General features: G+C 70.7%; 19 protein-coding genes. 10 read left to right on the top strand and 9 right to left on the bottom strand.

Annotated features, from left to right (window positions below; translation table 11 throughout):
* Positions 1-7: 7 nt before the first annotated feature.
* Positions 8-805: a M23 family metallopeptidase gene (locus Ato02nite_RS13855; RefSeq protein ID WP_213006880.1), complete on the bottom strand. Its 798-nt coding sequence runs from the start codon at positions 803-805 to the stop codon at positions 8-10.
* A gap of 61 nt (positions 806-866) precedes the next feature.
* On the opposite strand from Ato02nite_RS13855, the gene Ato02nite_RS13850 reads away from it, so the two are divergent.
* Both Ato02nite_RS13850 and Ato02nite_RS13845 read left to right on the top strand, forming a co-directional pair.
* Positions 867-1,349 carry a helix-turn-helix domain-containing protein gene (locus Ato02nite_RS13850; RefSeq protein ID WP_213006879.1) on the top strand — a complete coding sequence of 161 codons (483 nt, stop codon included), beginning with the start codon at positions 867-869 and terminating at the stop codon, positions 1,347-1,349.
* Between the two features lie 55 nt (positions 1,350-1,404).
* On the top strand, positions 1,405-1,764 hold the full coding sequence (locus Ato02nite_RS13845; RefSeq protein ID WP_213006878.1) for a PRC-barrel domain-containing protein: 360 nt from the start codon (positions 1,405-1,407) through the stop codon (positions 1,762-1,764).
* Here Ato02nite_RS13845 and Ato02nite_RS13840 read toward each other — a convergent pair.
* Positions 1,749-2,360, bottom strand: coding sequence for a glycerophosphodiester phosphodiesterase (locus Ato02nite_RS13840; RefSeq protein WP_213006877.1), 612 nt, complete (start codon positions 2,358-2,360; stop codon positions 1,749-1,751). The genes Ato02nite_RS13845 and Ato02nite_RS13840 overlap by 16 nt on opposite strands.
* 71 nt (positions 2,361-2,431) lie before the next feature.
* Here Ato02nite_RS13840 and Ato02nite_RS13835 point away from each other — a divergent pair, with 71 nt between their 5' ends.
* The 3 genes from Ato02nite_RS13835 (at position 2,432) to Ato02nite_RS13825 (ending at position 6,603) form a co-directional block, all read left to right on the top strand.
* Positions 2,432-2,644, top strand: coding sequence for a hypervirulence associated TUDOR domain-containing protein (locus tag Ato02nite_RS13835; RefSeq protein ID WP_213006876.1), 213 nt, complete (start codon positions 2,432-2,434; stop codon positions 2,642-2,644).
* Positions 2,645-2,770: 126 nt separating this feature from the next.
* Positions 2,771-5,143 carry a phosphoenolpyruvate synthase gene (locus Ato02nite_RS13830; protein ID WP_246606871.1) on the top strand — a complete coding sequence of 791 codons (2,373 nt, stop codon included), beginning with the start codon at positions 2,771-2,773 and terminating at the stop codon, positions 5,141-5,143.
* A 38-nt stretch (positions 5,144-5,181) separates the two neighbouring features.
* Positions 5,182-6,603: an MFS transporter gene (locus Ato02nite_RS13825; RefSeq protein ID WP_213006874.1), complete on the top strand. Its 1,422-nt coding sequence runs from the start codon at positions 5,182-5,184 to the stop codon at positions 6,601-6,603.
* A 260-nt stretch (positions 6,604-6,863) separates the two neighbouring features.
* Here the strand turns inward: Ato02nite_RS13825 and Ato02nite_RS13820 are convergent, their stop codons facing one another.
* Both Ato02nite_RS13820 and Ato02nite_RS13815 read right to left on the bottom strand, forming a co-directional pair.
* The gene (locus Ato02nite_RS13820) at positions 6,864-8,291 is read right to left on the bottom strand and encodes an MFS transporter (RefSeq protein ID WP_213006873.1); all 1,428 of its coding nucleotides are present in this window, start codon (positions 8,289-8,291) and stop codon (positions 6,864-6,866) included.
* A 30-nt stretch (positions 8,292-8,321) separates the two neighbouring features.
* Positions 8,322-9,275, bottom strand: a complete 954-nt coding sequence (locus tag Ato02nite_RS13815; protein ID WP_213006872.1) for a GlxA family transcriptional regulator — start codon at positions 9,273-9,275, stop codon at positions 8,322-8,324.
* A gap of 70 nt (positions 9,276-9,345) precedes the next feature.
* Here Ato02nite_RS13815 and Ato02nite_RS13810 point away from each other — a divergent pair, with 70 nt between their 5' ends.
* Positions 9,346-10,209: an EamA family transporter gene (locus Ato02nite_RS13810; protein ID WP_213006871.1), complete on the top strand. Its 864-nt coding sequence runs from the start codon at positions 9,346-9,348 to the stop codon at positions 10,207-10,209.
* A gap of 130 nt (positions 10,210-10,339) precedes the next feature.
* Positions 10,340-10,999 (top strand): glycoside hydrolase family 75 protein, encoded by a 660-nt coding sequence (locus Ato02nite_RS13805; protein ID WP_213006870.1) that lies wholly within the window; start codon positions 10,340-10,342, stop codon positions 10,997-10,999.
* Here the strand turns inward: Ato02nite_RS13805 and Ato02nite_RS13800 are convergent.
* Complete coding sequence (locus tag Ato02nite_RS13800; RefSeq protein WP_246606870.1) at positions 10,996-11,928, bottom strand: SDR family NAD(P)-dependent oxidoreductase; 933 nt, start codon at positions 11,926-11,928, stop codon at positions 10,996-10,998. The genes Ato02nite_RS13805 and Ato02nite_RS13800 overlap by 4 nt on opposite strands.
* A gap of 28 nt (positions 11,929-11,956) precedes the next feature.
* Positions 11,957-12,685, bottom strand: coding sequence for a CPBP family intramembrane glutamic endopeptidase (locus Ato02nite_RS13795; RefSeq protein ID WP_213006869.1), 729 nt, complete (start codon positions 12,683-12,685; stop codon positions 11,957-11,959).
* Between the two features lie 96 nt (positions 12,686-12,781).
* On the opposite strand from Ato02nite_RS13795, the gene Ato02nite_RS13790 reads away from it, so the two are divergent.
* Positions 12,782-14,116, top strand: a complete 1,335-nt coding sequence (locus Ato02nite_RS13790) for an AI-2E family transporter (RefSeq protein ID WP_213006868.1) — start codon at positions 12,782-12,784, stop codon at positions 14,114-14,116.
* A 137-nt stretch (positions 14,117-14,253) separates the two neighbouring features.
* A complete protein-coding gene (locus Ato02nite_RS13785) occupies positions 14,254-15,066 on the top strand; it encodes a CAP domain-containing protein (protein ID WP_246606869.1) in 813 nt (270 codons plus the stop codon).
* Positions 15,067-15,087: 21 nt separating this feature from the next.
* Here Ato02nite_RS13785 and Ato02nite_RS13780 read toward each other — a convergent pair whose 3' ends face one another.
* The gene (locus Ato02nite_RS13780) at positions 15,088-16,428 is read right to left on the bottom strand and encodes a PQQ-dependent sugar dehydrogenase (RefSeq protein WP_213006867.1); all 1,341 of its coding nucleotides are present in this window, start codon (positions 16,426-16,428) and stop codon (positions 15,088-15,090) included.
* Between the two features lie 131 nt (positions 16,429-16,559).
* Between Ato02nite_RS13780 and Ato02nite_RS13775 the strand changes: the two genes are divergently transcribed.
* On the top strand, positions 16,560-17,783 hold the full coding sequence (locus Ato02nite_RS13775; protein WP_213006866.1) for an aminotransferase class I/II-fold pyridoxal phosphate-dependent enzyme: 1,224 nt from the start codon (positions 16,560-16,562) through the stop codon (positions 17,781-17,783).
* 3 nt (positions 17,784-17,786) lie between these two features.
* Here the strand turns inward: Ato02nite_RS13775 and Ato02nite_RS13770 are convergent, their stop codons facing one another.
* Positions 17,787-20,201, bottom strand: coding sequence for a transglycosylase domain-containing protein (locus Ato02nite_RS13770; protein ID WP_213006865.1), 2,415 nt, complete (start codon positions 20,199-20,201; stop codon positions 17,787-17,789).
* 102 nt (positions 20,202-20,303) lie between these two features.
* Positions 20,304-20,489 (bottom strand): DUF3072 domain-containing protein, encoded by a 186-nt coding sequence (locus Ato02nite_RS13765; RefSeq protein WP_246606868.1) that lies wholly within the window; start codon positions 20,487-20,489, stop codon positions 20,304-20,306.
* Position 20,490: the final 1 nt, after the last annotated feature.

The raw sequence follows: 20,490 nt of genomic DNA, 5'->3' as shown, positions 1-20,490 counted from the left end.
ACGGTAATCAGGCGGCCCCGTCCCCGATACCCGGCGAGCCCTGGTTCTGCCACGAGCGTAGAAGCTCGCCGTTGCGGGGCGTCCCGGTGGTGAAGCGGAACGGCAGCCCGGCGGCGAAGGTCGGCGACGGCCGGTCCATGAGCTGGAAGTGCAGATGCGGCTCGGCGGAATTGCCGGAGTTGCCGCAGTTGGCGATCGGCTGCCCGGCCGCCACGTGATCGCCGGCCCGCACCGTGACCGAGTGTCGCTGCAGGTGCGCGTACAACGCGTACCGGTTCTCGCCCAGGTCGACCACGACGTGATTGCCGATCACCCGGCCGGCGCCCAGCAGTTCCCGGATCGCGCCCTCGGCCAGCAGATAGAGAAGACCCGGCACCGACGTGCGGCTCCAGTGGTCACGCTGGCCCTGCCGCACCCGGACGACGCGGCCCGCCGCCGCGGCCCGAACGGGCCGGCCGAAGCCCGGAAAATCGGCCGGCCGGTGGGCGAGCGACACCGGCCGGGAACGGCCAGGCGGATCGAAGACCAGATCGATGGCGTACGTCTGACCGTACGCATGCAGCCCGTGACTGGGCACCCGGCTGGCCGGGCTGTTGACCGCCCGCCACGGCCCCTCGACCGGCGACTCCACCGCGATCGGCTCGGAACACACGCGGCCGACCCAGGCGTAGAGCGCGAACGCCCCGATCAGCGCCGGGACCGTCACCCAGAACGGCACGTCGTAGTCGAGCAGCGGTTGACCGATCAGCACCAGCGCGACCAGCACCAGCAGCGGCACCCGGATACGGGCGATCAGGCGGGCCATGTCGACATCCCTCCGCTAGTATTTCGTAATTACGTATTTCCAAAGTAACGGAGGAAAGCTCGTGACCCAACCGGACGATCTCGCCGACCGGCTGGCCCGCATCGAGCAACGCCTGGATGCACTGGAGGGCGGCGGGGAAACGGCCGAGGTCGACGACTCCGATCCGTTCTGGGCGCTGCGGCGGATGCACGACGCGGTGCTGTTCACCGGTGCGGTCGGACTGCCGGGCGGCGAGCACTACGAGTGGCAGCAGACGGTGCCGGCCGAGGGCATTCTCGAATCGGACTGGACCATGCAGGCGCCGGCGCTGGCCGCGCTCGCCCATCCGGCGCGGGTCCGGATCCTCCGCGAGGTGCTGCTGGGCACCCGGTCGGCCGCCGACCTGCAGGCGCTCGACGGCATCGAGAGCACCGGCCAGCTCTACCACCACGTGCGGCAGCTGGTCGCCGCCGGCTGGCTGCGCACCGAGGCCCGCGCGCGCTACACGGTCCCGGCCGAACGCGTAGTGCCCCTGCTGGTGATCATCGCGTGCGCCCAGCACTGAGTTTTCGTGGCGGGCCGATGGGTAGTTCTCGATGTGGAACGACGAGGAGGACCCGATGGACAGCCGGCCCGTCACGATGATCAGGCTCACCCAGTCCGCCCACCGAAGCGCGCCGCCGGCCCGCCTCCTCGGGTGCCCGGTCACCGACCGGGACGGCAACGTGCTCGGCACGGTCGAGGACCTGCTGGTCGACGCGGACGGGCGCCGGTTCCGGCTGATCAGCGTGGAGCACGGCGGGGTGGCCGGTTTCGGCGCGACGCCGTCGCTCATCCCGGTCGAGGCCGTGCACGGCGTGGCCGGCGGCCGGATCCGGATCGGCCGCAGCAGCGCCCAGGTCGCGGACGCGCCGCACGTCGACCGGAGCCGGATGGGCGAGTTCTGCGAGAGCCTCTACGGCTACTACGGCGTCGGCTGATCTCGCAGACCTCGCAACAGCGGCAGGTTCTTGCTGATCACGCCGGTGACACCGATTTGAACGGCCCGGGCCAGCTCCGCCTCGGTGTCGACCGACCAGGCCAGCACCAGGTCGGTGGCCCGCCGCAACTCGGCCACCACGGCCGGGGTGAGCAGCCGCAGCCGGATCGAGACGCCGTCCACCCGCTCCCGCCGCATCCTCGCCCGCAGGCGGGCCAGCTGCGCGGCATTCGCCGCCGAGAAGACGCGGCGCACGCCGGGATCGCCCGCGAACGCATCGAGCATGGCCCACTCCTTGGTGCAGACCGCGACGGGTACGTCTGTCGCCCGCTCCCGCAACGTCGCGGCGACCGCCGACGCCACGTCGAGCGACCGGCCCTTGAGATCGAGCATCAGGCGCGGGTCACCGGCCGCGACCGCGAGGATCTCGTCCAACTCGGGCACCACCACCCGGCGCCACCACGGCCGCCGGCCATGGCGTACCTCCAGAAGCCCCCGGCGCAGATGGACATCGGCCTCGACGAGATCGACGCCGGCCGCGAGGGCGGCCCGGAGACCGGCGACGCTGTTACCGGCCCGATGGGCCACCGCGAGCATCCCTCCACGGTACGTGTCAGCTTTAGTGATACCGACGGTGTATCGGCGGGGCCGCTGGGTACCCGTACGGCATGGCCGGGAATTTGAAAAAGGGTGACAAAGTCACCTGGCGCAGCCACGGGCAGACCGTGCACGGCGAGGTGGAGAAGAAGATCACCACGCGGACCGAGGAGGCCGGTCGCACGGTCGACGCTTCGGCCGACGATCCGCAGTTCCGGGTGCGGAGCGACAAGACCGGCCGGGATGCGGTGCACAAGCCCGCGGCGCTGGATCGGGAGCGCTGACCGCCCCTCCATCTTTAACGTATAGCGGAGCGGGGGGCTTGCGGCAAGACCCGGGTGGTGGCGCAGAATCGTCGACCGTTGGCCACTACCTGCGGAAACGGGGCACGCGTGCGGTATGTAAGGACGTTGGGCGAGGATCGGCTCGAGCTCGTCGGCGGCAAGGGCGCCAACCTGGGGGCACTGACCCGGATCGACGGGGTCAGCGTCCCGCCCGGCTTCTGCGTGACCACCGACGCGTACCGCCGGGTCGTCGTTCCGGTGCTCGGGGACCTCGGGGATCGGCTCGACCCGTACGGCCTGGCGGCTCTGCGCCGGACCATCGAGGAGATCGCGATCCCGGACGATCTCGCGGCGGAGATCGGCGACGCTCTCGGCCCGGGCGCGTACGCCGTGCGGTCCAGCGCGACGGCCGAGGATCTGCCGGGGGCCTCGTTCGCCGGGCAGCAGGACTCCTACCTGAACATCGAGGGGGCGGCGGCGGTCCTCTCGCACATCAGCCGGTGCTGGGCCTCGCTGTTCACCGATCGGGCCGTGGCCTACCGGCGGCGTAACGGCATCGACGACCGTACGGTCCGGATGGCCGTGATCGTGCAGCGGATGGTCCCGGCGGAAGCCGCCGGGGTGCTGTTCACCGCCGACCCGGTCACCGCCGACCGCAAGGTCGCCGCGGTGGAGGCCGTGCACGGCCTCGGCGAGGACCTCGTCTCCGGCCGGGTGAACCCGGACCTCTTCACGCTGCGCGACGGCGAGGTCATCGCGAAGACGATCGCCGGGGAGCGGCCCACCCTGACCGACACCCAGGCGGTACGGCTGGTGGAGCTCGGCCGGCGGATCGAGGCGCACTTCGGCCGTCCGCAGGACATCGAGTGGTGCCTGGCCGGCGACGACTTCGCGATCGTGCAGAGCCGGCCGATCACCACCCTGTTCCCGATCCCCGAGGTTCGCGATCAGGGGAAGCACGTGTACGTCTCGGTCGGCCACCAGCAGATGTGGACGGAGCCGATGAAGCCCCTCGGGCTGTCGGTGCGGCGGCTGAACATGCCCCCGTCGACCTACGAGGCGGGCGGGCGGCTGTTCGTCGACGTCGCCCCGATTCTCGCCTCGCCCGCGCGGCGCGCCGGCCTCCTCGGCCTGTGGCAGTCCGATCCGCTGGTCGGGGGCGCGCTGCAGGCCCTCGCCGACCGCAATTTCGTCCCGGAGGTGGCCGACGACGGGTCGGCCGGCGGGCCGCCCTCTCCCCCGCCCCCGATGCCGACCGATCCGGCCATCCCGGCCGAGCTGATCGCGAGCAGCGAGGCCTCGGTCGCCGCGCTGAAGGTCGCGATCCGGGGCCGGTCCGGGGCGGACCTGGTGGACTTCGTCCTCGCCGACATGCAGGAGCTGAAGCGGCTGCTGTTCGATCCGCGGAACCACCAGGCGATCATGGCGAGCATGGAGGCCACCTGGTGGCTCAACGACCACCTCGAACAGTGGCTGGGCGAGAAGAACGCGGCCGACGTCCTCACCCGGTCGGTCCCGCACAACATCACCTCGGAGATGGGCCTCGAACTGCTCGATGTCGCCGATGCCTTCCGCCGGTCGGACAACCCGTCCCTCGATGACCCGGCCCTGCGCTCCTGGCTCGACCGGCACGGCATGCGCTGCGTCGGCGAGATCGACATCACCCGGCCGCGCTGGAGCGAAGAGCCGGACACCCTTCTGCCGCTGATCCTCGCCAACATCCGCAATTTCGAGCCCGGCGCCCACCGGCGGCTCTTCGAGGAAGGCCGCGCGGCGGCCCGGGCGGCGGAGGAGGACTTTTTGGCCCGCCTGCGGGAACTGCCGGACGGCGAGGCGAAGGCCACCGAGGTGGCGGCGATGATCGACCGGCTCCGCACCTTCGCCGGCTATCGCGAATACCCGAAGTACTTCATGATGTGCCGCTACTTCGTCTGGAAGCTGGCCCTGCTGGACGAGGCCGACCGGCTGGTGGACGCCGGCGTACTCCGCGAGCGGACCGACATCTACTACCTCACGCTGCCCGAGCTCGGCGACGTCACCCGCACCGGCCGCGCCGATCACGAGCTGATCGACCGGCGAAAGGACGAATTCCGGGCGTACGAGGCACTCACCCCGCCCCGGGTCTACACCTCGGACGGTGAGGTCGTCACCGGGTCGTACCCGCACGACGGGGTGCCGGCCGGTGCCCTGGTCGGCCTGCCGGTGTCGGCCGGCACCGTCGAGGGCCGGGCCCGGGTCGTGCTGGACATGGCCGAGGCCGACCTCGAACCGGGCGACATCCTGGTCACGCCGCACACCGACCCGAGCTGGACACCGGTGTTCGTCACCGTCGCCGGCCTGGTCACCGAGGTCGGCGGCCAGATGACGCACGGGGCGGTGATCGCCCGGGAGTACGGCCTGCCGGCCGTGGTCGGCGTGGTCGACGCCACCCGGCTGATCCCGGACGGCCGGCGGATCCGGGTGCACGGCACCGACGGGTACATCGAGATCCTTCAGTGATGCGTACGATCGTACACATCATGTGTACGATCGTACGCATGAGTCTCCCTGCCTCCGCCCGCCTCCGGCGGGCGCGATTCGCGGTCGCCGCGCTGTTCTTCACGAACGGGGCGCTGTTCGCCAACCTGATCCCGCGATACCCGCAGATCAAGGCCGACCTGGGGCTCAGCAACGCGATATACGGCCTGTCCGTGGCGGCCTTCCCGACCGGCGCGATCGCCGCCGGGCTGGCCGCCGGGGTGCTGGTCCGCCGGTTCGGCTCGGCCACGGTGGCCACCGCCGGCACGCTGCTGACCGCGGCCGGCGTGCTCCTGGCCGGCGTGGCCCCGTCGGTCGTACTGTTCGCCGCGGTGCTGTTCCTGGCCGGCGCGATGGACGCGATCACCGACGTGGCCCAGAACGCACACGGCCTGCGGGTCCAGCGCGAATACCGCCGCTCGATCATCAACTCGTTCCACGCGATCTGGTCGATCGGCGCGGTGACCGGCGGAGCGATGGCCGCGGCGGCGATCGCCCTGGACGTGCCGCGCAGCCTGCACCTGTCGATCTCCGGCGCGCTGTTCGTGCTGATCGCCTTCGCCGCCCACCGCTTCTGCCTACCCGGCCCGGAAACCACCAGCCCAGGAGCCGCCAACCCGCTAGCCGCCAGCCCAGAAGCCCCCAACCCGGGAACCGTCAGCCCAGGAGCCGTCGCCTCGGAAGCCGCCAGGCCCGAGGCCGCCAGCGCGGGAGCGGCTGGCCCGGGGTTCGCGGCGGGTGTTCGCGCGGCGGCCGGCCCGCGGATCTGGCTGATCGTCGGCGCGCTCGTGCTGATCGCCATGGGCGGCACCCTCGTCGAGGACGCCGGCAACTCCTGGGCGGCGGTCTACCTGTCCGGGTCGTTGAACGCGGCCGCCGCGGTCGCCGCGTGGGGTTACATCGCCCTGGTGGGCGCCCAGTTCGCGGGCCGGCTCATCGGCGACCGCCTGGTAGACCGTTTCGGCCAGCGCACGGTCGCCCGGGCCGGCGGCGTGATCGTCGCGGCGGGCATGGGCCTGGCCCTGGCCGTGCCCACCGTCCCCGGCACGATCCTCGGTTTCGCCGCGGCCGGCTTCGGCGTCGCCACCCTGGTCCCGGCCGCGATGCACGAGGCCGACGAACTGCCCGGCCTGCGCCCCGGCACCGGCCTGACAGTGGTCTCCTGGCTGATGCGCCTGGGTTTCCTGCTCTCCCCACCGGTGGTCGGCGCGGTAGCCGACGCCACCAGCCTGCGCGCCGGCCTACTCGTGGTCCCCTTCGCCGGCGTCCTCGTGATCCTCCTGGCCGGAGTCTTGCAGCCACGCCGCACCCAGACCTCCACCAGGCCCCAGACCCCCGCCACGCCCCAGAACGGCGCGACGCCCCAAAACGGAGCCACCACGCAAGACGGCGTCACCATCCAGGAAACGGCTACAGCTCAGGGAACCGCGCCCACCCATTAGGTGGATCCTCTCCGGCCCCCGGTCGTTCCAGCTGTCGGTTCACGGCACCCACACCCGGCCTCTCCTCGCGAATAGTGGGGCGCTCTCCCAAAACGCAGCTCTTCTGTCCACTTCGTGGACTCACCCGCTCGACAAATATCCTTTGCCGGATACGCCAGCGAGCCGAGGCCAGATCTTGTGGAGTTCCGGCTCGCTCCCAACGGGAACTCCACCAGATCGGCGGCAAGCCGAAGCCGCAGGCCGAAGCTGCGTGGCATGGGTCAGGTGGCGGTCAGCGGCTTGGCTATGTCTTCCAGGCTCTTGCGCTCGGCTTTCACGCCCAGCACGGCCTCCACCAGGCCGCCGGCGATCATCACGGCGGCGCCGATGGTGAAGGCCAGCACGGTGTCGCCGACCTTGCCGGTGCCGACCAGCTCGGCGAAGATCAGTGGGCCGGCGATGCCGCCGGCCGCCGTCCCGATCGCGTAGAAGAACGCGATCGCCATGGCCCGGGTCTCCATCGGGAAGATCTCGCTGACCGTCAGGTATGCCGAGGACGCGCCGGCCGACGCGAAGAACAGCACGACACACCAGCAGGCGGTCATGGTCACCGCGTTGAGCACCCCGGCCGAGAACAGCCAGGCGGTTCCCAACAGCAGGACCCCGGAGAGTACGTACGTCCCGGTGATCATGATTTTCCGGCCGACCGAGTCGAACAGCGACGCCAGCAGCAGCGGGCCGAGCAGGTTGCCGACCGCGATCACCGCGAAGTAGTAGCCGGTGCTGCCGGACGGCACCTGGAAGAAGGTCTGCAGGATCTGCGCGTACCCGAAGGTGATCGCGTTGTAGAGGAACGCCTGACCGATGAACAGCGCGAAGCCCAGCCCGGCCCGCTTGGGGTACTGCTTGATCAGGGTCTTCGCGATGACGCCGAAGCCGACCGTTCTGCGCTGGTGGATCTCGATGGTCTTGTCGACCGGTTCCAGCGTGACCCGGTCCTCGCGGGCGACCTCCTCCTCGACGCCGCGGACCAGGGCTTCCGCCTCGTCGCCGCGGCCGTGGATGAACAGCCAGCGCGGACTTTCCGGCACGTGCCGCCGCACCAGCAGGATCACCAGGCCGAGCACGACACCCAGCCCGAACGCCACCCGCCAGCCCCAGCCGACCGGCAGCTGGGTGAGGATCGGCACGGTGAGCAGCGCGCCGAACGCCGCGCCCGCCCAGTAGGTGCCGTTGATGACCAGGTCGATCCGGCCGCGGTGCCGGGCCGGGATGAGTTCGTCGATCGCCGAGTTGATGGCCGCGTACTCGCCGCCGATGCCGGCGCCGGTGACGAAGCGGAACAGGAAGAACCACCACACGTCGAACGAGAACGCGGTCATCGCGGTGCCGAACAGGTAGACCGCGAGGGTCACCATGAACAGCTTCTTGCGGCCGAACCGGTCGGTCAGCCAGCCGAAGAACAGGGCGCCGCAGCAGGCGCCGAGCACGTAGATGGCGGCACCGAGACCGGTGACCTGACTCTGCGTGATGTCCAGGCCGCTGCCCGGTTCGGACAGTCGCCCGGAGAGGTTGCCGACGATCGTGACCTCGAGGCCGTCGAGCACCCACACCGTGCCGAGGCCGATCACGATCATCCAGTGCCAGCGCGCCCACGGCAGCCGATCGAGCCGGGCCGGGACATCAGTGCGGATCGTTCCGGTGGACATGAGATCGCCCGTACCCCGGCGGGTTGGCGGTTATTCCAGGCGGCGAAAGGCCGCCCGGTACGTTTCGGGCGTTACCCCACGCACCCGGCGGAAGTGCCGCCGCAGGGTGTCGGCGCTGCCGAAACCGCAGCGCCGGGCCACCGCGGTGATCGGCACGTCGGCGCGTTCCAGCAGTTGTTCGGCGTGGCGTACGCGCTGGCCGCGCACCCAGGCCGCCGGGGTATCGCCGGTCGCCGCGGTGAAGTGCCGGATGAACGTGCGCGGCGACATGGCGGCCCGGCCGGCCAGCGCGAAGACCGACAGGTCCTCGGTCAGGTGGTCGGCGATCCAGTCGAGCAGCTCGGCGAGGCCGGCACCGTACGGCGGCGGGACCGGGGTGCGGGAGAACTGGGCCTGGCCGCCGCTGCGGTGCGCCGGGACGACCATCTCCCGGGCGACCCGGTTGGCCACATCGGCGCCGTGCTCGCGGCGCAGCAGGTGCAGGCACAGGTCGATGGCGGCGGAGGAACCGGCGCTGGTCGCGATCGGCCCGTCGACGACGTAGATGCTGTCCCGGTCGACGGTCACCCGGGGGTATCGGCGGGCCAGCTCATCGGCGTACGCCCAATGGGTCGTAGCCGTACGCCCGTCGAGCAGGCCGGTCGCGGCAAGCTGGAACGCTCCGGTGCACATGGCCGCCACCGTCGCACCGCGGGTGACGGCCCGCCGAAGCCTGTCCGTGAGGGCGTCGCCCGGCGGCGTCGCCGACGGTGACGCGCCGGTCACGATGATCAGATCCGCGGTGTCCAGCCGGCCGAGGTCGTCGGTCGGGGTGATCGAGAAACCGGTCGAGGTGCGCAGCGGCCCGGTCGCCGACGAGCACACGGCATAGCGGTATCGGGGCAGGTCGGCATCGATGGCCGGCAGCCCGAAGATCTCGCTGGCGACGCCCAGCTCGAAGGCGGGCACGGGTTCGGCGATCACCACCGCGACATCGGTGAGCATGACTCCAGCATGGCACGAACTGCGGCATGCATGGCAAAACCGCCAACCCCTTCATGGGTACGGGCATGGCATGGGACCGCTGCTCATCGTGTACGTCGTCTGGGGCTCGACCTACCTCGCACAGAAGGTGGGCCTCGACGGCATTCCCCCGCTGACCCTGAACGCCATCCGTTTCCTGCTCGCCGGCGCCCTGCTGTTCGCCTACTGCCGCCTGCGCAAATGGCCGATCCCCACCCGGCCGGAGTGGCGGGCCGGCGCGATCCAGGGCCTGCTGCTCCCGGCGGCCGGCACCGGCGGCGCGGCCTGGTCGGAGCAGTGGCTGCCGTCCGGCGTGACCGCGCTGTTCCTGGCCACGATCCCGCTGTGGATCGTACTGGGCCGCCGCGTCGCCGACCGGGAGCGGATCGGCTGGCCGGTGGCGTCCGGCCTGGTCGTCGGCATAGCCGGGGTGGCCGTCCTGACCCGGCCGTCCGGCACCGACGACGCGGTGGCGATCACCGTGGCCCTGGCCGGCGCGATGTGCTGGGGTCTCGGCTCGGTCTACGCGATGCACGCCCCGCGCCCGCGACAGGCCCTGATGGCCAGTGCCATCGAGATGCTCTGCGCGGGCGGCATCCTGGCCGTCCTCGCGGTGATCTTCGGCGAGCCGGCCCACATCCACTTCGTGCCACAGTCCGTGTGGGCGCTCGCCTACCTGGTGGTGTTCGGCAGCATCGTCGCCTACAGCGCGTACACCTGGCTCCTCGACCACATGGCCCCCCGCATCGTCGGCACCTACGCCTTCGTCAACCCGGTGGTGGCTGTCCTGCTGGGCTGGTGGCTGCTCGACGAGCCGCTGGGCGCCCGCGTGCTCGCCGCCACCGCCCTGATCGCGGCCGGCGTGGCTCTCATCGTGATGGCACCCAGCCCTGAATCCACATATGTGGATGCCTGACAAGATAAAGAATTGATTCACTCCTATACCTTGTGCACCCCCACCTGGCTCGGTACGGTCGGCGGCATCGGGAAATCGGCAAGTTGCCTAACAGTTCCCGATCCGCTTCTCCGACCCCCAGGAGGACCATGTGAAACGCCGGCTCATCACCGCATTCGTCGCGCTGGGCCTGATCTCGACCGCCTTCGTGGCCACCCCGGCGCAGGCGGCCGGCCCCACCGCCGCCCAGCTGCTCGCGAAGACGAACTCCTGCACCGTCGCGTCCAAGGGCAAGTACGCCACCGACGACGGCGGCTCGTCGACCGTCAATATCTGCAAGAGCGGATCGGCGTTCTTCTGGAAGGCCGACATGGACATCGACTGCGACGGCGTCCGCACCTCGAACTGCAACGAGGACACCGACCCCTGGTACCAGAACCAGACATCGTTCGAGACGTCCGCCGGCAAGTCCTTCCAAGCCGACAAGACGCACTATTTCGTGATCCCGCTGCCGAGCTCGCGATTCAACTACTCCAGCAGCGGCATCAAGCCGGGCAGCGTGGCGGCGATCATCTACAACAACAAGGTCGTCTACGCGGTCTTCGCCGACGAGGGCCCGAGCAACATCATCGGTGAGGCGTCGTACGCGACGGCGCAGGCCCTCGGCATCAATCCCGACCCGGAGAACGGCGGGGCCACCTCCGGGGTGACCTACATCGTCTTCCCGGGCAGCGTGCCCAGCCCGGTCGAGTCGAACAGCGCCATCGACAGCAAGGGCGCGGCCGCCGCGACCACCTTCGTCAACAACTAACGACGCAGACGGCGTACGCCCAGGGTGACGAGCGCGGTGGCGGCCACGGCCACCGCGCTCACCTGGGCCCGGGTGAACCGGCCGGGGCCGCCCTCGACCCGGGGCTCGGAACGGAAGACGTTGCCTTCGCCCGGCTCGGCCCGGCGCCGGGACAGGCCGCCGTTGCGCATCAGTGGGGTGACCAGGGCGTTGTAGACCGGCGGCAGGAGCGTGTAGCCGAGCTCGATGACCCGGTTGGCCAGACCGACGGAGACCTCCGCCCGGGGGTGGTCCGCCAGCCGGACGATCCGGGCGGCCACCCGCTCGGGCGAGTCGACCGGGGGCGGCGGCCGGCCGACGAAGCCGGCATAGTTCGCGGCGCTGGCGTAGATCGGTGTGTCCACGCTGCCCGGAGCCACCATGCAGACGTGAATGTCCGGCGCGTCGCGGGTCTCCTGCCGCAGCGTCCGGGTCAGCGCCCGCGCTCCCCACTTGGCGGTGGTGTAGGCCGACACGTACGGCACCGTGATGCGGGCGAGCAGCGAGCTGACCAGGATCAGCGTGCCGCCGTCCTGGGCCCGGAAACGTCGCAGGGCGACCCGGGCCACATTGGCCGGGCCCAGCAGATCGGTGGTCACCACCCGGTCGAAGACCTCGGCCGGCACGTCCTCGAACTTCCCGTACGCCATCACCGCGGCGCTGTCGACCCACACGTCGATCCGGCCGTACCGCTGGAGGGCCGCCGCGGCCACCGCCTCGACGTCGTCCCGGCGGGTGACGTCGGCGGTGACCGTCACCGGGTCGTTGCCGCAGGCCGCGGCCACCGCCGCGAGATCGGCCGCGCCCCGGGCGGCCAGCACGAGCCGGTCACCCCGCGCCGCGAAAGCCAGCGCCGACGCCCGCCCGATGCCGCTGGACGCCCCGGTCACCACCACCACTTTTGTGTTCACCCCGACGGCGTACCCGCCCGGGCCGCGGCTATGCGAAGCGGGTGGCGGCGAGGGCGGCGGAGGCCAGCAGGCCCAGGCCGTTGGTGGCCCAGTGCAGGGCGGCCGCGGCGAGCAGGCTGCCGCTGCGGCGCCGCAACTCGCACAGCAGCAGGCCGGCCAGCGCGGTGAACGCGACGGCGCCGAGCACCGCCAGGACACGGCCGGTGGCGCCGGAGCCGAAGACCGAGCCGACCGCCTGGTTGGCGCTGTTGAGGCGCAGGGACGGCAGGATGTGCCACAGGCCGAACAGGACCGATGAGGTGATGCTGGCCCAGGTGGCGCCGCGGTGCCGGTTGATCAGGCCGAGGAGCACGCCGCGGAAGGCGATCTCCTCCAGCAGCACGGTGCCGAGGGGCACCACGATGAACGCGGTCATCAGCGCTGCGCCGGGGTGCAGGTGGTAGCGGACGTCCTGGAAAGCGGGGCGGGTCAGCGGCAGCGCGATGCCGATCGCGTAGACGGCCGCGACCGCCAGGACGGCGCCCACCGCGTACTTCAGGCCGGGCAGCAGGGTGCGCCGGGACAGGCCCAGGTCGCGCCAGCTCAGACCGGCCCGCCGGGCGATCAGCACCAGCATCAGCGCCACCACCGGACCGGCGACCAGGCCGGTGTGCCGGGGGCCGAACTTGTCGGCGACGTTGACGGCCGCCAGGACCAGCACCACGGCGCCGAGAAGGAGGGCAAGGCGGAGCCGCGGACGTTCGGTCTGGATAGGCATCAGGGCTGAAGCGTACCCACGTTTCCGAAAGTTGCAGGCGGGTAGTCGGGGGCATACCGACGTCACACCGCGCCGGCACGCTGGAGGAGCACTCGGATGGCCTGGATCGACGAAGTGCGCGAGCGTGCCCGGGCGCGTATGCGCCAAGCGCAGCTGGATGAGCAGGCGCCGCCGTTCGTGGCGCCTGCCGACCTGGACGCGGCGACCCCGGTCGTGATGGTCGACGCCTCGCCCAAGATCGACGATGGACTGCCGCGGGCGGTACGCATCGCCGGTGCCTGGTCGTGGCGGATCATCCTGTTCGTGGCGGCCGTCTACCTGCTGCTGCGGGTCGTCGTCCTGCTGCGCATCGTCGTCATACCGGTAGCGGTGGCCATCCTCCTCGCCGCGCTCTTCCAGCCGGTCACCGCGTGGCTCCGCCGGCGGGGCATGAACCGGTCGCTCGCCTCGGGACTCGTGCTGGTCGGCGCGCTGATCGTGGTCTTCGGCGGGCTCGGCCTCATCATCAGCACCGTCGTCGGGCAGATCGACACGCTGGGGACCCAGTTCGGCGACGGGGTGCGCGAGGTGCAGGACTGGCTGGCCAAGGGCCCGCTGCACATTTCCCAGCAGCAGGTGGACGACGCGATCGCGCAGTTCCAGCAGTCGATCACCGCCAACAAGGGCCGGCTCACCACCGGCGCGCTGAACACCGCGACCACCGTGACCGAGCTGGGCGCCGGGTTCTTCCTGACCCTGTTCACGCTGTTCTTCTTCCTGCGCGACGGCGGCGACATCTGGCGCTTCCTGTGCCGGCTGCTGCCCCGCCCGGCCCGGGTGCCGACGGCGCGCGCCGGCCACTACTCCTGGCACACGCTGGTGTCCTACGTGCACGCCACCGTGCTGGTCGCCTTCGTCGACGCGATCGGCATCGGCGCCGGCCTGTTCATCCTGGGCGTGCCGCTCGCCCTGCCGCTGGCCGCGCTGGTCTTCCTCGGCGCGTTCATCCCGGTGGTCGGTGCGACCGTCACCGGCGTGGTCGCGGTGCTGGTCGCCCTGGTCACGGTCGGCCCGGTGAAGGCGCTCATCGTGCTGGGTGTGGTGATCGCGGTCCAGCAGCTCGAGGGGCACGTGCTCCAGCCGCTGATCATGGGGCGCGCGGTGGCCCTGCACCCGCTCGCGGTGATTCTGTCCATCGCCTCCGGCGTGGTACTGGCCGGCATCGTCGGTGGCCTGGTCGCCGTCCCGATCCTCGCGGTGCTCAACACCGCGATCCGCTACCTGGCCCGGCATCCGCAGGGTGAGCCCACCCCGGACCGGGAGCCGCCCGGCACGAAGCCGGCCGACGAGGATGAGGACGAGGGCAAGCCACCGGCGGACGACGCAGTCCCGGCCGAAGATCCACATGCCCCTCCGTCGGCCCGGACTTCCCTGGAGAACACAACGCCTTAGGTGCACCTGAGTCGATCTTTAAGGACTCCTTAAGGATTGTGCGATCGATGTCGATGCTCCGCATAGTGGGCAGTCGCGCCGCCCACCGGCGCCCGTTCCCACCCCACGGGACGGCCCGCTGACCGACTAGGACCGCCGTGCCCACGCGCCACCGCAAGCCCACCCGGACCCGCTACGTCGTCATGGCCGGCGTAGCGGTCGCCCTGCTCGGCGCCACCGGCGTCGGGGTCGCCTCGGCGAAGACGTTCAACCGTCCGCACCAGGCCCGCCCGGCCTCGGCCGCGCTCGGCCCGGCCACCACCGAGGCCGCAGTCGCCGGCCGGCACCGGCCCAGGCCGACCCGCTCCCCCACGAGTACGCCGGCCACGTCGGCGCCGACCACGGTGCCGACGACCGCGCCGACCACGGCAGCTCCCACCACCGTCGCCCCCACCACGGTGCCGGCGACCACGGAACCGACGGCCGCCCCGACCACGGCACCCACCACCGCGGCACCCCCCACCGCGGCACCGACGACGACGCCGGCCGGCGACCCGATCATCGCGGCGGCGCTGGAGCACATCAACGCCGCCCGTACCGCCGAGGGGCTGTCGGCGCTGACCCTGAGCCCGCAGCTCTCGGCCGCCTCGGCGGCGCACAACGCGCTGATGGCCGGCGGCTGCGGCCTGTCACACCAGTGCCCCGGCGAGGCCGGCCTGGGTGACCGGTTCAGCGCGGCCGGCGTCTCCTGGAACTCGGCGGGCGAGAACATCGGCCAGGGCAACGCGTCGAACAACCAGGCGTCGATCATCGCGGCGGCCAACGGGCTGACCGATCTGATGCTGGCCGAGGTGGCCCCGAACGACGGCCACCGCCGCAACCTGCTCAACACCGGCTTCAAGCGGATCGGCCTCGCGGTGACCCGCGACGCTAACGGCAAGGTGTGGTTCACCCAGGACTTCGTCAACTGAGCCGGCGGTCGGGCCGGCCGGTCAGGACATGGTGACCCGGTACACCGCGCCGGCCAGGTCGTCGCTGACGTACAGCGCGCCGTCCGGGCCCTGCACCGCCATCACCGGCCGGCCCCACCGCGAGCCGTCCTGGTTCTGGAAACCGGTCAGCAGCGTCTGCTGCGGACCGAGCGTGTCGTCCCGCCAGGCGAAGAACGACACCTCCGGGGCGCGCGGCGGCTGCCGGTTCCACGAGCCGTGGACGCCGGCCAGCGCCCCTACGCCGTACTGTCCGCCAAGCCCCGGGGAAGTCGCGAAGCTCAGCCCCAGCGGCGCGCTGTGCGCACCCATCCCCTGCTCGACCGGCGGCAGCGCCGCGCAGTCGAGCTTCGAACCGTCGGCGTTGGTCTGCAGGTCCCGCACGAACGGCCGCCGGGTGTAGCTGAACGCCGGTGTCCGCTCGCCCGGCTGCAGGTCGGGGTCGGGGTTGCAGTACGGCCAGCCGAGGTCGCGCCCCTGGGTCAGCCGGGCCAGCGGTTCGAGCGGGTGGTCGTTGACGTACCCCACGATGACCTTGCCCTGGTCCGAGTCGCCGTCGCCGTCGTAGTCCTGGTCGTACGGATATTCGGTGTTGTCGCGGTTGTTGACCGCGGTCCACACCCCGCCGTCCGGGTCGATCGCCAGCCCGGTGCCGTTGCGCACGCCGTGCGCGAAGGTGGTGGCCGCCCCGCCGCCCGGCGGAATCCGCAGGATCGCGGCCGCCTCCGGCTCGGCGTCGCGGTCCTCGGGGGTCACGTTGCCCGACGAGCCGATCGAGAAGTAGACCGCGTGGTCGGCGCCGACCGCGACGCTCTTCAACGCGTGCGCGTACTTTCCGCCCAGCTCGGGGCTCTTCGTGTCGGGCAGCCCACCCGCCACGACCTGCCGGCCGGTGACCTGGCCGTCCCGGTAGGCGAAGGAGTCGATCTGGTTGCTCTCGGCGATGTAGAGCTTGTCGCCGTCGAAGGCGAGCCCGTGCGGCTGGGTCAGCCCGCCGATCAGCGTCTGCTGAGCCGGCGGGACATCACCCTGGCCCGGCGTCAGCGCCACGACGTCGCCGCTCCCCGGCCGGGAGACCAGCAGCTTCATGTCCGGCGTCCAGGCCAGCAGCCGGGCGTTCGGCACCCGCGCCCAGACGCTGACCGTCCAGCCGGCCGGCGCCTGCACCTGCCGGGTCCGGTCGAACGGCGCCGCGGCGGTGCCCTCGAGCGGCCGCACGGCGGTGGCGGCCAGACCCGGCACCACCGTCGCGGGTGCGGCCGGTTCGGCCGAGGAGCTCGAGGTACACGCGGTCAGCGCGAGCGCCAGACCGCCGGCCAGCGCCGAGCGCGCCACGATCGTCATGCGGCGATCCTTACCCATCCGCGCCACTGCCATCCAATCTCGGATCGGTCTGACGTTTCCGGTTGATCGACGATCACGCGGGTAGGCCAAAGAAAGATCAAGAAACGAAGAGGAGTACGAACGTGCCTGCCATGACGCACGACATCGAGGATCTTCGCCGGAACAGCCGGATGTACGACGCGGCGATCGACGAGATCGACGGGCGGCGCATCCGGATCGGCCGGGACTGGCTGGTCGACTGGGCGTCCTGCAACTACCTGGGCCTCGACCTGGACGAGGAGGTCATCGAGGCGGTCGAACCGCAGCTGCGCCGCTGGGGCACCCACCCCAGCTGGTCACGCATGCTCGGCAGCCCGCGGATCTACCCCGACCTGGAGGAACGCCTCGGTGAGCTGCTCGGCGCCGAGGACGTCCTGCTGCTGCCGACCATCTCGCAGATCCACCTCGGGGTGATCCCGGCCCTGATCGGCACGGGCACCCTGATCATGGAGAGCCGGGCCCACCGCACCATCTACGACGGCTGCGTCTTCGCCCGCGGCCAGGGCGCGACCATGCAGCGCTTCCGCAGCGGCGACCTCGTCTCTTTGGAGAAGCTGCTGAAGGAGGCCACCGCCCGGCCGGTGATGGTCTGCATGGACGGCGTGAACAGCATGACCGGCGACGTTCCTGACCTGCGGGTGTACGCGGCGCTCTGCCGGGAGTACGACGCCGTGCTCTACGTCGACGATGCCCACGGCATGGGGGTGATCGGCGAGCGCAGCCCGATGGAGACCTCGCCGTACGGCATGCGCGGCAACGCGATCGTCCGGCACAGTGGCGAGACCTACGACAACATCGTGCTGGTGGGCGGCTTCTCCAAGGCGTACTCGTCGCTGTTGGCCTTTCTGGCCCTGCCCACCGCGATGAAGGACCGGCTCAAGGTGGCCGCGCCGACCTACCTCTACTCCGGCCCGGCGCCGGTGGCGTCGCTGGCCACGGTGTGGGCCGGGCTGGACGTCAACGAGAAGCGCGGCGACGAGCTGCGCGGTCACCTCTACCGGCTGACCGCGAAGCTGCTCGGGCACGTGCGCGGCCTCGGCGTGCACACGCTCAACGTCGACGACACCCCGGTGGTGGAGATCCCGATCTCCGCCGATTTCGACCTGATCGACGTCTCCGAGCGGCTGTGGCGGGCCGGGCAGTACGTGACGCTCGCGCCCTACCCCGGCGTGCCCCGCGACGAGATCGGCTTCCGCATCCAGCTCACCGCGGCGCACACCGAGTCCCAGGTGGACGACCTCAACGCCGTACTGACATCACTGGCCCGGGACGGCGCCCTGCGGCCCGCCATCCCGCATCAGCGCCGCCCCTCGTGACGATCAGCGGCGTGGCCGGCCGGTCGGCGGTGCACCGGGCGGAGTGGTGGGCTCCGCGCCCTTGCCGTTGCTCACCTCGATGACCACCACGCCGCCCTTGATGGTGCGGCCGCTCGGGTTGGTGCCGGCGGCCGTGCCGGCCGGGCACTTCGAGTCGACGTCGTGGCCGACCGAGACCGAGAAGCCGGCGCCGTCCAGGCGGCTGCGGGCGCTGCTGATCGAGTCGCACTCGACGTCGGGGATGGAGCGCTGGTCGCCGATCGCGATCTTGCGGCTCTCCGGGCGCTTGAACTGGATTTTCGGCTTGCCCTTCATGTAGTCGGCGAGCGTGTTGTAGACCGCCGGGTTCACGATGTCGTGCGACATCCGGTCGCGGTGCGCCTGCCAGTCCGGGTTGACCATGTAACCGGCCACGACCAGCTTGGTGGTGCCGGCGATCAGCGCGGCGGTCTTGTCGTGGTCGGTGGTGCCGGTCTTGCCGAACACCGGATGCCCGACCACCGAGCGGGTGGCCCGGGCGGTGGCGCCGTTGCAGCTGCCGAGCTGGGCCGAGTCGCCGACCGGGCAGCGGGTCGCGTCCAGCGCGGCCCGCGCCACGTCCGGGCTGGTGGCTCGCACGCAGTGCGGCTTGCCGACGTCGAGTTTCTCGCCGACCTGGGTGGTGATCTGCTCGATCGGGGTGGGATCGCAGTACATGCCGTCACCGGCCAGGGTCGCGTATGCGTTGGCCATGTCGAGCGGGGTGGTCGACGAGACGCCGAGGGTGAACGCGCCCCACTGGTGCGAGTTGCCCGGCTGGGCCAGCAGGGCGTCGTTCGGCGCGCGGAACTTGATGCCGAAGCGTTTCGCCACGCCGACCACGTTCTCCGCGCCGACCCGTTCCTCCAGCGGCACGAAGAACGTGTTGATCGACTTACCGAAGCCGGTCCACATGTTGTAGACGCCCTCGCCGCCGCCACCGGAGTTCTGCGGGCACCAGAAATGCGTACCCTCGCAGGCCGAGTCGTTGCCGGAGTCGATGATGTAGCCGGATTTGTACTGCTTCTCGGCCTTGATGGTGTAGGCCAGCGGATAGCCCTTTTCCAGTGCGGCCACCATGGTGAACATCTTCATCACCGAGCCGGCCTGGTAACCGGTGATGTCCCCGCCGCCGGTGAGCAGCGGGTTCGTGGTGTTCGGGTAGCTGCCGCGGACGCCCTTCTTGGCCTTCGCCGGATCGGACGTGATGTAGTTCTGCGGGTGGGCCCTGTCGTCGAGCTTGAATCGCCGGTTCGCGGCCAGTAGCCGGACCTTGCCGTTGCCGGGCTGCACGGCCGCCAGCAGGACGGCGTTCTTGTTGTTGACGGAGATCTCGTCGGAGATGTTCTCCCGGGCCTTGGCCTGCGCCTTGACGTCCAGCGTGGTGGTGATGCGGTAGCCACCGGCCTTGAGGCGGCGCTCCCGGTCGTACGGCGTCGAACCGAACTCCTCCCGGCCCAGCCACCAGCGGTAGAAGTAGTCGCAGAAGAAGCCCCAGTCGTTCTTCGCCACTGACACGCAGCCGTTGCTGACCTGCCGCACCTGGCGCGGGATCGGCTCCTTCACCGCCTTGTCCGCCTCGGCCTGGGTGATCGCGCCGGTCTCGACCATGCCGGGGATCACGTACGCGTTGCGGCGCTGCAGCAACTGCGAGTAGCCCTCGCCGGTGGTCGGGTCGTAGTAGGACGGCGCCCGCACGATGCCGGCGAGCATGGCCGCCTGGCCGATCGTGAGGTCCTTCGGCTTCTTGTTGAAGTAGACCTGGCTGGCCGCGAAGATCCCGTACGTCTGCTTGCCGAACGGCGCGATGTTCAGGTACCGCTCGATGATCTGGTCCTTGTTCAGCTCCTTCTCGAGCTGCATCGCGTACTTCATCTCGGTGACCTTGCGCTTCGGCGTGTCCTTGGTGGCGTCCACGACCTCCTGCGGGTTGGTCGCCGAGTAGGCCAGGGACATCCGCACCAGCTGCATGGTGATCGTCGAGGCGCCCTGCTTGCCGGCTTTGCCCTGGTTGTTGCTCACCATCGCCCGCGCGACACCCTTGATGTCGACACCATTGTGGTGCGGGAACTCCCGGTCCTCGGCCGCGATCATGGCGGCCGGCATGTACTTCGAGATGTCCTTCAGCGGCACGTCACTGCGGAACTCGTCGTAGAACTGGGCGATCTGCGTCTTGTTGTCGTTCGCGTAGATGCGGGTGACCTGGGGCGAGCGGAACTTCTTGATCTCGCCGGGCAGGCTGGCGAACGCGGTGTTACCGGCCCGCGCGGCGAGCCCGGACATAGCGGCCGCCGGGAACACTGCCGCGGCCACCACCACGCCGGTCAGCAGACCGCAGGTCACGAACGCGAAGACGTTGAAGAAAATATTGTGATCGCGTCGCCTTATCCAGGAACTCACCGCAATACCACCACCCCGTGACTTGGCGCACGACCGCCGGGCTCGCGATGATAGCGAGCCCGGTCAATCACACCGCACGGCGTCGAGCAGTGGAAGGGGAAATTACCGCCCGCGGCCCGTTTTCTCCTGAAGTTCGTCGATCTTCCGGGATGCGTCGGCCTTGGTCAGGCCGTCGGGGGCTTCCTCGCCGGCCTCGGTGGCCAGGGTGTGCAGATAGGACTCCTGCGACGCGGTGGCCGGCTCGTCACCCGTGCTCCACTCGGCCGGGTCCTTCGCGATGTCCGTCATG

This window comes from Paractinoplanes toevensis (assembly GCF_018332695.1).
Taxonomy (GTDB): Bacteria; Actinomycetota; Actinomycetes; order Mycobacteriales; family Micromonosporaceae; genus Actinoplanes; species Actinoplanes toevensis.
The sequence above is the reverse complement of the archived record's forward strand: the minus strand, read 5'-3'. Positions and strand labels throughout refer to the sequence as shown.

Bases quoted from the DNA above. Each gene is read 5' to 3' on its own strand.
- Ato02nite_RS13810 (WP_213006871.1), top strand. From the start codon at position 9,346: ATGGGACCGCTGCTCATCGTGTACGTCGTCTGGGGCTCGACCTACCTC.
- Ato02nite_RS13795 (WP_213006869.1), bottom strand. From the start codon at position 12,685: ATGCCTATCCAGACCGAACGTCCGCGGCTCCGCCTTGCCCTCCTTCTC.
- Ato02nite_RS13825 (WP_213006874.1), top strand. From the start codon at position 5,182: ATGAGTCTCCCTGCCTCCGCCCGCCTCCGGCGGGCGCGATTCGCGGTC.
- Ato02nite_RS13845 (WP_213006878.1), top strand. From the start codon at position 1,405: ATGGACAGCCGGCCCGTCACGATGATCAGGCTCACCCAGTCCGCCCAC.
- Ato02nite_RS13855 (WP_213006880.1), bottom strand. From the start codon at position 805: ATGGCCCGCCTGATCGCCCGTATCCGGGTGCCGCTGCTGGTGCTGGTC.
- Ato02nite_RS13840 (WP_213006877.1), bottom strand. From the start codon at position 2,360: ATGCTCGCGGTGGCCCATCGGGCCGGTAACAGCGTCGCCGGTCTCCGG.
- Ato02nite_RS13765 (WP_246606868.1), bottom strand. From the start codon at position 20,489: ATGACGGACATCGCGAAGGACCCGGCCGAGTGGAGCACGGGTGACGAG.
- Ato02nite_RS13815 (WP_213006872.1), bottom strand. From the start codon at position 9,275: ATGCTCACCGATGTCGCGGTGGTGATCGCCGAACCCGTGCCCGCCTTC.
- Ato02nite_RS13835 (WP_213006876.1), top strand. From the start codon at position 2,432: ATGGCCGGGAATTTGAAAAAGGGTGACAAAGTCACCTGGCGCAGCCAC.
- Ato02nite_RS13820 (WP_213006873.1), bottom strand. From the start codon at position 8,291: ATGTCCACCGGAACGATCCGCACTGATGTCCCGGCCCGGCTCGATCGG.
- Ato02nite_RS13775 (WP_213006866.1), top strand. From the start codon at position 16,560: ATGACGCACGACATCGAGGATCTTCGCCGGAACAGCCGGATGTACGAC.
- Ato02nite_RS13790 (WP_213006868.1), top strand. From the start codon at position 12,782: ATGGCCTGGATCGACGAAGTGCGCGAGCGTGCCCGGGCGCGTATGCGC.
- Ato02nite_RS13780 (WP_213006867.1), bottom strand. From the start codon at position 16,428: ATGACGATCGTGGCGCGCTCGGCGCTGGCCGGCGGTCTGGCGCTCGCG.